General features: G+C 55.2%; 1 protein-coding gene. It reads left to right on the plus strand.

The window, feature by feature from the left end; translation table 11 throughout:
- Nucleotides 1-164: 164 nt before the first annotated feature.
- The coding region (locus VZP09_RS24685; protein WP_328795530.1) for an NAD(P)-binding domain-containing protein at nt 165-397 on the plus strand (233 nt) is incomplete at its 3' end.

Consider the following 397-nt stretch of genomic DNA (forward strand, 5'->3'; position numbering starts at 1 on the left):
AGGCTATTTTAGGGCAAGAATCGCCGTTGTGCAGCCTCTTTCCGCCTGTGAATTTTTTATATTCATGTGGGTTATTCGTGATAACTCTCACATAAATTCACATGATAACGCTTTATTCTATCATTAAATCACATTAATTAACTAATGTTCACAAGGAGGCCAGCATGGCTGCACACACTAACGTCTGCGTGATTGGACTGGGTTCAATGGGCATGGGCGCCGCCCGCGCCTGCCTGCAGGCGGGCCTGAACACCTGGGGCGTTGACATCAATCCCGACAACTGTCGCGCACTGCTGGCGGCGGGCGCCAAAGGCGCGGGCCCCAGCGCGGTGCCGTTCGCCGCGGAACTGGATGCAGTTGTGCTGCTGGTGGTCAATGCCGCCCAGGTGCGGGGGAT

Source organism: Klebsiella sp. EMBS2024, from assembly GCF_036233805.1.
Taxonomy (GTDB): Bacteria; Pseudomonadota; Gammaproteobacteria; order Enterobacterales; family Enterobacteriaceae; genus Klebsiella; species Klebsiella pneumoniae.